Source organism: Lactococcus lactis, assembly GCF_029023865.1.
Taxonomy (GTDB): domain Bacteria; phylum Bacillota; class Bacilli; order Lactobacillales; family Streptococcaceae; genus Lactococcus; species Lactococcus lactis.
Genome location: NZ_CP118969.1, coordinates 655,050 through 668,260, shown reverse-complemented (window position 1 = coordinate 668,260; position 13,211 = coordinate 655,050). Strand labels below are relative to the sequence as shown.

At 34.2% G+C, this 13,211-nt stretch carries 12 protein-coding genes and 1 tRNA gene; 4 read left to right on the top strand and 9 right to left on the bottom strand.

Features of this window, described 5'->3' with window-relative positions; translation table 11 throughout:
• Window positions 1–55: 55 nt before the first annotated feature.
• The 3 genes from PYW37_RS03520 to PYW37_RS03510 form a co-directional block, all read right to left on the bottom strand.
• Window positions 56–1,141: a YdcF family protein gene (locus PYW37_RS03520; protein ID WP_012898312.1), complete on the bottom strand. Its 1,086-nt coding sequence runs from the start codon at window positions 1,139–1,141 to the stop codon at window positions 56–58.
• 161 nt (window positions 1,142–1,302) lie between these two features.
• On the bottom strand, window positions 1,303–2,151 hold the full coding sequence (locus PYW37_RS03515) for an alpha/beta hydrolase (protein ID WP_023188579.1): 849 nt from the start codon (window positions 2,149–2,151) through the stop codon (window positions 1,303–1,305).
• Window positions 2,152–2,342: 191 nt separating this feature from the next.
• Window positions 2,343–3,764 carry an NCS2 family permease gene (locus PYW37_RS03510; RefSeq protein WP_012898314.1) on the bottom strand — a complete coding sequence of 474 codons (1,422 nt, stop codon included), beginning with the start codon at window positions 3,762–3,764 and terminating at the stop codon, window positions 2,343–2,345.
• A gap of 306 nt (window positions 3,765–4,070) precedes the next feature.
• Here PYW37_RS03510 and PYW37_RS03505 point away from each other — a divergent pair, with 306 nt between their 5' ends.
• The 4 genes from PYW37_RS03505 (at window position 4,071) to PYW37_RS03490 (ending at window position 8,026) form a co-directional block, all read left to right on the top strand.
• On the top strand, window positions 4,071–4,907 hold the full coding sequence (locus PYW37_RS03505) for a Cof-type HAD-IIB family hydrolase (RefSeq protein WP_003130402.1): 837 nt from the start codon (window positions 4,071–4,073) through the stop codon (window positions 4,905–4,907).
• Window positions 4,908–5,087: 180 nt separating this feature from the next.
• Window positions 5,088–5,858 (top strand): (Fe-S)-binding protein, encoded by a 771-nt coding sequence (locus PYW37_RS03500; protein ID WP_023188577.1) that lies wholly within the window; start codon window positions 5,088–5,090, stop codon window positions 5,856–5,858.
• Window positions 5,859–5,867: 9 nt separating this feature from the next.
• Window positions 5,868–7,340 carry a LutB/LldF family L-lactate oxidation iron-sulfur protein gene (locus PYW37_RS03495; RefSeq protein ID WP_003130400.1) on the top strand — a complete coding sequence of 491 codons (1,473 nt, stop codon included), beginning with the start codon at window positions 5,868–5,870 and terminating at the stop codon, window positions 7,338–7,340.
• A gap of 2 nt (window positions 7,341–7,342) precedes the next feature.
• Complete coding sequence (locus PYW37_RS03490; protein ID WP_003130398.1) at window positions 7,343–8,026, top strand: LutC/YkgG family protein; 684 nt, start codon at window positions 7,343–7,345, stop codon at window positions 8,024–8,026.
• Window positions 8,027–8,099: 73 nt separating this feature from the next.
• On the opposite strand, the gene PYW37_RS03485 is transcribed toward PYW37_RS03490, so the two are convergent.
• From PYW37_RS03485 to PYW37_RS03460, 6 genes are all read right to left on the bottom strand, one after another.
• Window positions 8,100–8,813, bottom strand: coding sequence for a Bax inhibitor-1/YccA family protein (locus PYW37_RS03485; RefSeq protein WP_023188576.1), 714 nt, complete (start codon window positions 8,811–8,813; stop codon window positions 8,100–8,102).
• A 288-nt stretch (window positions 8,814–9,101) separates the two neighbouring features.
• A tRNA-Leu gene (locus PYW37_RS03480) sits at window positions 9,102–9,185 on the bottom strand.
• A 1,015-nt stretch (window positions 9,186–10,200) separates the two neighbouring features.
• Window positions 10,201–11,190, bottom strand: a complete 990-nt coding sequence (locus PYW37_RS03475) for a hypothetical protein (protein ID WP_025017188.1) — start codon at window positions 11,188–11,190, stop codon at window positions 10,201–10,203.
• A gap of 1 nt (window position 11,191) precedes the next feature.
• Window positions 11,192–11,887, bottom strand: a complete 696-nt coding sequence (locus tag PYW37_RS03470) for a hypothetical protein (RefSeq protein ID WP_025017189.1) — start codon at window positions 11,885–11,887, stop codon at window positions 11,192–11,194.
• Complete coding sequence (locus PYW37_RS03465; RefSeq protein WP_025017190.1) at window positions 11,877–12,446, bottom strand: hypothetical protein; 570 nt, start codon at window positions 12,444–12,446, stop codon at window positions 11,877–11,879. Before PYW37_RS03465 ends, PYW37_RS03470 begins: the two co-directional genes overlap by 11 nt.
• 124 nt (window positions 12,447–12,570) lie before the next feature.
• Window positions 12,571–12,792: a hypothetical protein gene (locus PYW37_RS03460; protein WP_074453863.1), complete on the bottom strand. Its 222-nt coding sequence runs from the start codon at window positions 12,790–12,792 to the stop codon at window positions 12,571–12,573.
• Window positions 12,793–13,211: the final 419 nt, after the last annotated feature.

The following is a 13,211-nucleotide window of genomic DNA, read 5'->3' as shown; positions in this document are numbered from 1 at the left end:
AGTATTTATTTGTAACCAAAAAAGTTACTGACAGAAAGTTGTCAGTAACTTTTTATTATCTTTGATTCCAAAAATAGCCAATTTGTGAAACAATAGCAATACTCAAAAAGATAGCCACAATGATTCCTACTCGTATCATATGTTTTTTCTTTTCATAATTTAAAACAGCAATAAATTCACGAATAAAAGCTGGAACACGATAATACATAGCTGTCTTTCCACCCTTCCCACCTTGAGCTTCAAGTTTTAACATTGCTGCAAAAAGAGCTGCTCGAAAAACATGGTAATCAGAAGTGAAGAACAGAAATTTTTCCCTAATCAATTGAGAAGAAAAAACCAGGTTTTCGTAAGTTGTTCTTGATTGATCTTCAAGCATTGTCCGCTCAATCGGAAAACCAAGAACTTCAACCGCATACCGTTGCATAGCTCTAGCTTCAGAAACTTTCTCATCAGGACCTTGTCCACCTGAAAAAACTAAAATTGTTTCATTATCGCGGACAGCTTTGACCGCTGCCAAAATTCGATTTCCTAACAATTTACCCACATGTTCTCCCTGAATTAACCCTGCGCCTAGGACAACATAGTAATTTGCTCTTTGTTTTCGAACACGCCGACCATAGACCCAACTTGATAAAAAGAAAATTCCAAACTGCCAAGCAAGATAAATTGAAAGAATGGGATAAACCATTCCTAATATTTTTAACCAAATCCAACTATCCGGTAATCTGCCCATTGAAAGATGAATCCAGTCAACTACTAAAAAGGTCAACACAACAATAGGCAATAAAAGATTCCCTATCGATTTTGATTCTCTGCGCCACATCTTTATTGTTAACACAACGATACTTATAGGTACAATAATACCGATTATCATTGGTATGATTAAGAACATCACAACTGCTTCAGCAATAAGTAATAATAAAAGTACATTTTGATGCAATTCGGTTAATACTAATCCTGAACCAATAATTCCATTAATTGTAATCCACAAAAAGAGCAAAGCAAAAAATGATAAACGCCCCAATCGTAACGTTCTTAAATCCTTCAGTTTTCTAATTTTCCACCAAAAAATAAACGTCAATACTGCAAAAAGTATTGTTGGGATTACCCCAATAATAAATAAACCATTCTTTATATCCATGCTGTTATTATACCTTGACTTGAAGCAAACTGTCAATCAATTGCGCCAAGTCTTCTTTTGAATAAATTTTGTAAACTATATCTTGTATTTAGCCTAGATTTAATAATAAAAAATGACCTTTATGAAAAGTCATTTCAATTTAAAATTTTTTAACGTTCTTTTTATTCATAAAAGAACACTTTAATATAATTGATTGCTTGTTTATTATGAGGCATTTCAGCATGTGATGTATCTTTGCCCTTAATAAGATAATGAACTACAGAATTTCCATTTTTCATCAGTAAACGATAGATTGAAAAACTATCCGCCCAAGGAACTGTACCATCGGTTTGCTTTTCACTATCGTAATCTCCCGCAAGCAACACCGCTTGAATACTTTTATCAACTCGTTCATAATTTTGCAACCAATAATCATAATATTTCGTCTTAACTTTAGGACCATCCGTCAAAACTTGGGCTAGCGTTTGATCCGGTTGTGGAGTACTGGCATTAAATTGACCATCAAGAGAGACCCATTTTTTTATTGGAGGAAGGCTACGGTCATATCCATATTCAATTAAATAACGGTAAACACCTGAACCTCCTGCAGAATATCCTAAAACATTCGCATAAGGAATATTATAATGCTTACCAAGATAAGACATAATCGCTTTTAAAGAACCCTCGTACTTCAAAGAATTATTGGTCCCTTTGACCCTTCCCACTTCTATCGTTGGATATGTATTATGCTTATCAATTTTACCAGTCACTTTAAGTGAATAATTATTATCTGTATCAACGACGATTGTCAGTCCCTTTCTAGCCCGAGTATCTCGATCAGAAGTTACATCATTAACCATAGTATTCATAGTTGATGCTTTGCCATCAGAACCTGTAATATAAATAGTAGGATAGACCGGACGATTATCATCCGCTAAAGGTGGGTGGGGAGCTAAAATAAACCGCCCAATAATAACACCAATTATAAATACACCAATAAAACTCACAATAAGAGAAATATTTTTTTTCATGCTTTGCTTCTCACATATTTCTTTAGATTACTCACATTTTTTACATTCAATACTCTTTCATTTGATTTTAGCATAAATTAGCCAAAGCAGTAATTTTTTTATCTTTAGATATGCATTATATTTGTTTCATTGGCTTGCGACTAAAGCTGTGAGTAAAAAAGACCCGTCATTTACTGACGAATCTTAATTTTTTAAAGTACTGCCAAAACAGCGAAGTTAATCAAGAATAAAAGTGCAACAACCCAAATGACAGGTTTTACTTCTTTCACTTTTCCTGTGAACAGTTTGACCAGAATGTAAGTGATGAAACCAGCTGCAATCCCATAAGAGATTGAGTAAGCAAGTCCCATAAATACTGAGGCAAAGAAAGCAGGAATTGCTTCAGTCAAATCACCCCATTTAATTTCTTTAAATGAACCAAGCATCATCATCCCAACAATAATCAAGATTGGTGCAGTTGCTTGTGTTGGAACAATTGCAAGAAGTGGTAAGAATAAACTTGAGATAGCAAACATAATTGCCGTTACAACAGATGCAAGACCAGTACGTCCCCCTGCACCAATTCCGGCTGCAGATTCCACATAAACAGTTGTATTTGATGTTCCGAAAATTGCTCCGATTGGAGTGGCAATCATGTCAGCAAACAAAGCTTTATCCATTTTAGAAGAGAAACCATGACTTGTTTCCATATCTTTCAAATCTTCATCTGTAAAGATTCCTGTTGCGCGACCTGTTCCAATAAAGGTACCAATTGGGTCAAAGATAGATGTCAATGAGAAAGCAAGGACTGTCATCAAAACTTCAATATAACGTGATGAGTCTGAGAATAAAGAGCCAAAACCTTTTGGACCAAAAGCAGCACCAAAGGTTGTTCCCATTTGATTGATAGCTGTTCCTAAGTTGTTTTCAGCAAATAAAGTATTCACATCAACTTTAACTACACCAGTCAAAAGAGCTAAGATAGTCGTTACTAAGATTGAAAGTAAAATTCCTGCACGCCATTTACGAATAACAAAGAACATTGTCACTACAATCCCAACAAGTGCGACTAATACGCCTGGGTTATTAAAAGTTACAAGTTCTGGAACAATTGATGAATTTGCTGTAATAGTTCCATGGTTGTTCACATAAGTTCCTGGGTCAGCGATAAAACGCAAAATTCCTGCATTTTTAATCCCAATATAGGCAATGAAAATACCGATACCACCACCAATTGCGTGTTGTAAACTTTCAGGAATTCCAAGAATGATTGCTTTACGAATGGAAGTAAAAGTAATAATAATATTGATAATCCCACAAATGAAAACCATTGCCAAAGCTTCTTGCCAAGTATAACCAAGCGATAATACAACAGTGTAAGCAAAGAATGCATTTAGACCCATTCCGGGTGCCAAAGCGTAGGGAACATTAGCGATTAAGGCAATTGCAAGTGTCCCAACAATAGAGGCCAAAATAGTTGCTAAGAAAACTGCTTGGACAGGCATTCCTGTTGTACCCAAAACTTGTGGGTTAACAAAGAGGATATAACTCATAGCAAAGAATGTAGTCAAACCAGCCATTATTTCACGGCCAACTGTTGTGCCGTTTTCTTCAAGTTTAAAGAACTTGTTCACGAATAATTTCTCCTTTTAGGGTCTGTGATTAAAATTTCAACCCTTTGATAAAAAGTTGTCTTTGCTTTTTAAGCAAACACGTCATAAAATAAAAAACATTATATTATTATTCTAATCAGTTTTAGTTAAGGAAACAAGAAATTTAGCATAAAAACTACTCTAAATCCTTTAATTGTTCGGTAATGACGAACAAGTTTTTTAAAAAGTACTTTCTTGTTCGTAGAACATGGTAGAGTTCCGCTCCTGCTTCTAACTATGATATAATGAATGAATTGACAAATAAATTTTAGAATAAGGGGAGTTTGAATGGAGAACTACAAAGAACGTAAACTGATTGCAATTGATTTAGATGGTACTACTTTGCAGTCTGATGGACGTTCAATCAGCCGTTATACCAAATATATTTTTAAACAGGTAGAATCACTCGGACATATTATCTGTATCACAACCGGACGCCCTTTTAGAATGTCTTTAGATGTCTATCGCGAGCTTGAGTTGACAAGTCCAGTCATTAATTTTAATGGGGCTTTGATTTCAATGCCTAATGATAAAAACTGGGAACATACAAAATCTTATTATATTGATCGTTCCTTCATTTTTGACCTTTTGAGGCACCAACAAAATTTTAATCTCCATTTCTTTGCCGTTGAATATCGTCGAAAGTTCTTTCTAAACACTTTCCGTAATGTCGAGCCCAAGCTCTTTGGTGTAGAAAAATTTCAACCCTATAATCGACTTCGTGCAGACCGAGTTACTGAAAATCCTCATGCTGTACTCCTTTCCACTCGCCAAAAAGATAAATTAGCATTGGCAGAGGAAATGAAACGTCATTATAATGGCAAGATTGATGTCGGCGTTTGGGGTGGACCGAATGGCATATTAGAAGTTGTTCCTAAAGGGATTTCCAAAGCTTCTGGTCTTAATCATCTACTTAAAGTTCTTGATATTCCTTTAGAGAATCTTATTGCTTTTGGAGATGAACATAATGATATTGAAATGTTTAAATTAGCTCCCAATGCTTATGCTATGAAAAATGCCTCTGCTAGACTCACTCCTTATGCCAGTGAAATTCTTCCTTGGACAAATGATGAGGATGGTGTAGCTAGACAGCTTGAAAAACTTTTTTTAACCCCGAATAAATAAATACCAATCGATGATTGGTATTTTTATTTTTACAAAATAATTTTTAAATGACAGTCTGTCAAATTCTTTTGACAGCTCCTTTTTTTGAAAATGTAAATAAATCGGCATATAATGAAAGAGCATACATCTCTAGGAGATGTCTAGTTTTTAACAAAGATTTCAAAATACTAAGGAGTGCTTATGAAAGTTTCAATATTCTCCACTTGTGTGATGGACCTGATGTTTCCACAAGTTGGAATTGCCATGGTTGAAGTCCTTGAACGTTTGGGGATTGAAACAGATTTGCCAGAAGAACAAATTTGTTGTGGACAACCGACTTATAACTCAGGGTTAGTTAAAGAATCCATGCCAACAATCAAAAATCAGATTGATGCTTTTGAATCTTCTGATTATGTCGTTGGGATTGCTGGTTCTTGCTCAGGGATGTTTACAGAATATCCCCATATGTTCGATGAAGGTGACCCATATAAACAAAAAGCAATTGATTTAGCAAATAAATCCTATGAATTCACCCAATTTCTTTATCGGGTTTTAGGTCTTGAAGATCTTGGTGCCACATTTAATGGTGAAAAAGCAACTTATCATCGTTCTTGCCACATGACTAGAATTCTAGGTGAACGAGAAGCTCCATTCATTTTATTGGATAAAGTCAAAGGGCTTGAAGTTCTTCCTCTTCCTCATTTGGAAAATTGTTGTGGCTTTGGCGGAACTTTTTCAGTTAAATCTCCTGAGATTTCAGAGATGATGGTCACTGAAAAAACAAACGATATTCTATCAACTGGTGCTGAAATCTTAATTTCTGCTGACTTAGGCTGCTTGATGAATATTGGTGGAAAATTGAATCGCGAAGGTAAAAAAATAAGAGTGATGCATATTGCTGAAATTTTAAACACAAATGTCGATTTAGAAAGAATAGATGCTGTGAAAAACCCAGCATTTATCAAAGCATAGGGGGAGAAAATGGGACTTTCTACAAGTACAAAAACTTTCGCTGAACGTTTAGAAGAGAGTAAAAAAGACCAGTTTGCTAAAGCTGCGGTAGCCAAAGCGCAGGATGCCCAATGGGAGAAAAGAGAATCTGCGCGTGATGAGCTTGGAAATTGGCAAGAATGGCGTGATATTGCTGAATCCATTCGTCAACATACTTTAAAATATTTGCCCCATTATCTGACAGAGTTTTCAGATAATGTTGCGGCTCGTGGCGGTCATGTCTTCTTTGCGGCTGATGCTAAAGAAGCCAATGATTATGTTAAACGGATTGTTCTTGAAAAAAACGCAAAAAAGATTGTCAAATCAAAATCAATGGTGACCACGGAAGTTGACATTGACCCAATGCTCGTTTCGCTTTCTGATGATATGGATATTTTGGAAACAGACTTGGCTGAATTTATTTTGCAAGTCGCTGATTGGGATGAGCCTTCACATATTGTTTTTCCAGCCTTGCACAAAAATCGTGATCAAATTCGTGAAATATTTGCTAAAAAATTAGGCTATGAAGGTGATAATAATCCAGTTAATTTGGCTCGCTGTGCTAGGGATACCATGCGTAAGCTTTTCTTAAAATCTGAAGTCGGAATTACCGGTTGTAACTTTGCCATTGCCAACACTGGTGACATTAATTTATCTACTAACGAAGGAAATGCTGATTTAACAATTTCAATTCCTAAGACACAAATTGTTCTGATGGGAATGGAACGGATTGTTCCATCAATCAAAGAAGCTGAAATTTTAGATAATATGCTTGCTCGTTCTGCCGTTGGTCAAAAACTGACAACTTATGTCACTTTTGCCGGTCAACAGGCCGACGACGAATCCGATGGTCCTGAGGATTTTCATGTTGTCATTGTTGATAATGGACGCTCAAATGCGATTGGAACTGCTTTTGAAGCTGTTTTACAATGTATTCGTTGTGGTGCTTGTCTGAATGTTTGCCCAGTTTATCGTCAAATTGGTGGACATGCTTATGGTTCGATTTATCCTGGACCAATCGGTTCAGTTCTCTCTCCCGTTTTAGGAGGTTATGAACAATATGGTGATTTACCTTATGCTTCAACCTTATGTGGTGCATGTACTGAAACTTGTCCGGTAAAAATTCCTTTGCATGAACTTTTAATTGAACATCGCAAAGTGATGGAAGATGATCTTTCAATGCATCATGATGGCTCTTTTGTCAATTTTGAAATGAATACGATTGGGAAAGGAACAAGTAGCCCAGCACTATTTGGGATGGCAATAAATATGGCTCACACTGGTCTTAATATGTTACCCAAAGCTAAGGAGGTCAGCGTTGAGGGTTCTTTATTTAACTATGGCGCCGTTAGAAAAGCTCCTGCTCTAGCTAAAGGTTGGACAGATGTCCGAGACTTGCCAATTGCTCCGCCACATAAAGAACAATTTCGTCAGTGGTATAAAAAACATAAGGCAGGTAAATAAATATGACAGGAACTATTGAAAATCGAAGTAAATTTTTAGAAACTTTATTTGAAAAACGTGGGGGTGTAGAACTTCCATTTGAACCTTATGTTCCAATTTCAGATTTGCCTGAGACACATTTGGCTCATTTAACTACTGAGGAATTATTGGATATTGCTAAGGAGCAAGCCAGCCGAGTTTCTGCTAATTTAATCGAAACCTCTTCTTTTGAAATGAATGAAGTGATTCGCCAATTAATTGAAAAATCTGGTGGCGGACAAGTCATGATTCCTTCAACAGATGAATTTGAAAAATTAGGAGTGAATGTTATTTCAGACCAATTGGTGAAGTGGAAAATTGGTAAAGAAAATCGTGATGAAAATATTAATGCCGCTCAAAATTCTAATGTCGTCGTGGCTGTTCCTAAATTTTTCCTCGCTGAATCAGCAACGATTGTAGTCGAATCAGAAGCTGGCCAAGGGCGTTCTTTACACTTCTTACCCACTCATTATATTTCTGTAATTCCACTAAGTCGTATGGTTCCTCGTTCTACCCAAGCTGCGGCTTGGTTTGATGAACATAAGAAGCCTGGGTCAACCCTTCATTTTATTTCTGGCCCCTCAAATTCTGGTGATATTGAGATGCAACTTGTGGTTGGACTTCATGGTCCTTTGGAAATTAATTATGTGATTGTCAAAGATTTATGAAAGGAAAAAACTCTGCTGACAGCAGAGTTTTTTTATTATTTTTACTGACAGATGTGTTGTCAGTAATTTTTTCTTAATCACGATTTCCACCTGCGATACCGAAGATACGGAGCAGGAAGAGGAACATGTTGATGAAGTCAAGATAGAGTGAAAGTGCCATTGAAATTGCCCAACCATCACTTACTTGTCCATTGTTTGCATTATAAACCTGTGTAATTTTTTGATTATCCCAAGCGATAAGCCCTGCGAAAATCACAACACCTACTAGGCTAATAAGGATTGTAAGGATTGTACCACCAATGAAGAAATTAAGGAACATCGCTACAATCAAACCCCAGACTGCAACACCAAATGCTTTACCCATTGCCGATAAATTACGTTTAGTAAATCGTCCATAAACAGATAAACCAAAGAACATTGCTGCTGCCGTAACAAAGGCTAAAGTAATATCAGTGGCGGTATACATCAAAAGAGTGAAGCTAATCAAGAATCCCATAAATGCCGCATAACCGATAAAAATCGGTAGTGCCATTTTTGAGTTTTTCATTGCTAACCCTTGAAGTGATACTACCATCACTAAAGGAATAATCCAGAGTACAAGGAAGAATAAACTTCCACTTTGGAGAATTGCTGTCATGTTATCTAAGAAAAATGTAATCATTATCCAAGAAACGAGTGCAGAAACTAATACTCCTGCTCCCATCAACGCATAAATTTTACTGAAAAATGCATTCAATCCATCGCTTCTTTGGTCAAAGATAACATCATTATCATTCATATTTTTCATTATATTTGGCCTCCCTTTTTAATTTAATTCTAAGACTATTTTACCAAAAATTGGGCTTTTTGTCATCAGTCTTAGGTCCTATTTTTTAATAATATATAGTTATTTATTCTGATTTAATAAACCAAAATACTATATTATCAACATTCCATTAATCTAACTATATTTTAACATATTTTGGAACGTAACATAAAACGTAACACTTAGAAAATGTTACGTTCGCTATAACTTGCACCGCCGTGCGTAAAATTGAGAATCATGACCAGGCACTTATTTAGTGCTTTTTTATTATGCTCAAAGAGGGACTTGAACCCTCACGGTTTAATAACCAACGGATTTTAAGTCCACAGCGTCTGCCAATTCCGCCATTCGAGCAAATCTCCGCCTAAACACTAAACGGAGACACTATTATTATAGTATAGTATGAACTTAATACATTATAAGTAAACGCATACAAAAAACTTGACTATGATTAATTTTTCTGATATTATTACTTTCGTAGGTAAAAGATTTGGCTTATCCATTTCTTGGAATACGTTTACATTCCGCTAGCGCTGGGTTAGCGGTCTTTTTATATTTTAAAAGCCACTCAGAAGGGTGGCTAAACTCTAGAAATAGGATGAAATCTCACAAACATCCCTACTATATTATAACATATTATTATTGACAATTGTTCATAAAATTGATAATATTATAAAAGTTATTGCAAGTTAATCTAGTTCCGCACTATATTATTCATACCTTGCTCTAATCACTTTTCGGCACTGGCTTAATGCTAGTGCTTTTTTGATATAAAAAAGCCGCTCCGAAGAGCAGCTAATGAGGAGAGTAAAACTCTTCATCGATGTCCAATAATATTATAGCACAAAAAAAGCGCCCCAGTTAGGAGAGGGACGCTTAGGAGTAAATTTATGAAAAATTATATATTTTTGGGTAAATACAGTATATATCTACTTCCTTAACTAGAACAAAAAAACCCTGTTTAAGGGCAGACGTCATCTTATATAGGTAAGATGAATTCATTATACTACTTTTTGTATTCGTTTTCAAATAAAAAACACCGTCACTTATTCAAAACGATGTTCTCGGAGTTATTTATAACCTTAATGTAAAAGGATAAAATTATTATACAATTTACTGTTTCCGTTGTAAAGAAAAACGCCCTCGCTTTGGAAAAGAGCGCTTTATCTCTCCCAAAATACTTAGTTATTTGTATTTGTATTTGGAATAGCATTTACGATAAGGATATTATACTAATTTATCTTAAGAAAAACAGTAACATTTGTTAACGAAAAAAGACCCCCGATTAAGGGGTGTCAGTGTTAGAAATTAATTATAACAAACTTCTTAACGAGAACAAAGAAAAACGCCCCGGAGGGCGAAGAAAATGTTATTTTAAATCATTAATAGTAATATCATTTTTTGCCATAATTGTTTTTATTACCTCTATTCCGATTTCCGATAAAAACTTATTTTTACTTCCTGATGTAAACTCTTCCTCACTTAACTTATACAATTCTACTAATTTCGGGATTAAATAAAAATAAACATAAATCGGTATACTGATTTCAGCATCAACACTTCCCAATAACGAAACAACATTTGACAACCTCTGAACAGTTATTTGTAGTTCTTTGGGATTATCTAATTTCCCTAAATAAAAACCAGCAAATCCTTCATTAGTCTGCAGAACCAGTTGAATAGAAGTTAGAGGGTATCCATTTGTTATGAATGCCTTAGCAATTATCAGTTCTGCAACTTGATCGCTTTGTCCTTCAAATTTATTTTCCTCAGTAACTACAGTACCTGTAAACCCGGTAATACTATCCAAGTTAATTTCTTCATTTAGTTCGAATTCATTTTTTATATATTTATAAAAAAGCCATTGAAATAAATCAGATTCAGATTGAAATCGTGCAGGGATCGGTTCTAAAGATCCAAAGCCAATCAGTTTTTCTACTCTCTTCAACTCATAGTAATCAAATGTAGCTATAATACAGTAAACTTCTTCTTGAGATTCAATAAAAATAGTGTCTACTTTAGAAATATTGAGGCGCTCTTCCCTAGGAAGGAGTTCTCCCGTTATTTTATCCTTTAATAGCCGTGTCCCTGATTCTATTGAGGCAGTAGATACTATAAAAGATAAATTATTTTTACCATCAAAAGTAATTTCTTCTACATCTGAAAAATGATCCCATTTATACAAATAATGTTTGTCATCATGAGGAACGCTCTCAGGAATATTCTTTACTGCAGTTAATGGCTCCCAATATCTATGCTCTGCATTGACTATGTTTTTTTGTACATCATCAAGATTTGAAAATTCATTGGATAATTTTAAAAGAGTATATTTCTGGTTTTTACTCAACTGTTTTGACACGTCACTCTCCCCTAATTGTTAATGGCTTAACATCATAACTACAGTAATATTTGAATGCTTTTTTTATTAAATTTAAAAAATAATTTTCATTAGTAAAAGCAGATTCAACTTTTATTTTACCAGTAGCCTTCTTTATCAAAAGAACACTTACGTCAACGGTAACTGAAGCCTTTTCGGTAGAAACTTGAAAATCTCTTAAAATATCGCATAGAAATTTCTGTTCTACAGATTTATAATCAACATTATTGTAAGTAAATCCGGCATCTAATTCTATTTTACACATTGTGGCATTAGTGCTTATTTGAATTTGTGGTTTAGTAAAGTCTATAATCTTTTTTTGAAACCAACGTAATTGTGTTTCAATTTTTATACTTAAAAATTGTGGTTCTTCTTTTTCTATAGTAAAATCAAGGTTGTTAATCGGCGTTTTAGCTTCATTATAAAAAGTAATGTATACTTTAGGACGTTTAAAGAACGAAAATAATTCAACAAAGATAAGTACAATTATAAATCCAACAGAAACATAAAATGATAAAACTGCTGTTAAAATGATATCTATAATATGTTTGCTAATTCCGAGATTTTTAAAGAAACTTATAATATTGATAGAACTCAAGTGATAAGTATATATAGCAGGTATTGTTCCCAAAAATGTGCAAACTAAATCAAAGGATTTATCCTTTATTTTATTTTTCATTTTTTACAGTACCTGTAAATAAGAATTCAATCAAAGAGAATACTTCCTCATATAAAGCTTCCGGAAAATTATTTGATAACCCGATATTTCCATTAGAATATATAACTACTTTATTTCTAGCAGATTCTATACCTAGTTCAATTCTGCTAATTCGTTGACCCGTTTCTTTCAAAAACTCAAAAGATCGAGTAACCTCTTTTTCGCTTTCAATTAATTCTTTAATCTGACCTCTACTTTCAACTGCCTCATCACTTTCATCAGCATTTTTAAAAGAAAAATCACTAAATAAAACCAAAGGATTTGAAGAGCACACCAAAAGTAATGCTAAAAACTTATAATTAGTCATAACTAATGGATCAAAAATCCCATTTTGATATAACTCTCCAATCTGGTCTCCATTGCTAAAGTATGTATCGGGAGAGTATCTAACGAAAGTTAAATCAAATTTACCGCCATTTCGTATGGGAGCATCTTCATGATTCGAAAATAACTTTGATATTTTATTAACTTTCTCTGGAGAAACAGCTTTCATTAAATGTATTGGCTTATATATTTTCATGTTCTCTCTCCTTTCACTTCTTATGTTAATTGTACCATTTTTATCTGTGTAAACCCATGTATTTTACTATTATTTTTTGTAATTGTCAATAGACCCAAACAAAAAAACACCCGCCGAAGCAGGGTTATACTTTAGTTTGTTCTTTAATAAAGTGTCTAATTAAAGTAGAAGCTTCAAATAGTGTAGATAATATAAAAGAAATTCCCCCTATCAAAAGAATTTGATTAGACTGCTCAAATTCGCCGAAAGCTAAAACCTCAATACTTAGTATAATAACAACAAGCCAAGTTCCTTCAAATTTCATATTACTACCACCATTTTTTAGTTTTATTAAAAAGTATATCATATTCTGAAAAATAAAAAAAGTACTGACTAAAATCAGAGTTTATTCCTATGATAACTAGTAACTTAACTTATGCTATACTTAAAATAACTAAATTAACTCTATAGGTGGAATTATATATGTTCATTTTTTATGTTTTTGTAGCTGCCTTAATATGGGCTGGAGTGTCATACTGGTTACATAAAAACAAGCCGCTAAAGAATGCTGGTGAAGTGCAGCAGGTATATTTGATTATAACAAGCATAAGTGTGATTATTATAGCGCTAATCATCCTCGTTTTTCTTATTTATATGATGGTATCCAGCAAATCATTAGATAACTTATCCTGGGCTATCATTTGTATATTAGTTATCGCTGTTGCCGCATTGTTCTTCAAAGAAAATAAAATTTAAAAAAGCCTGGCCAAAGCCAGGGTTTATTTT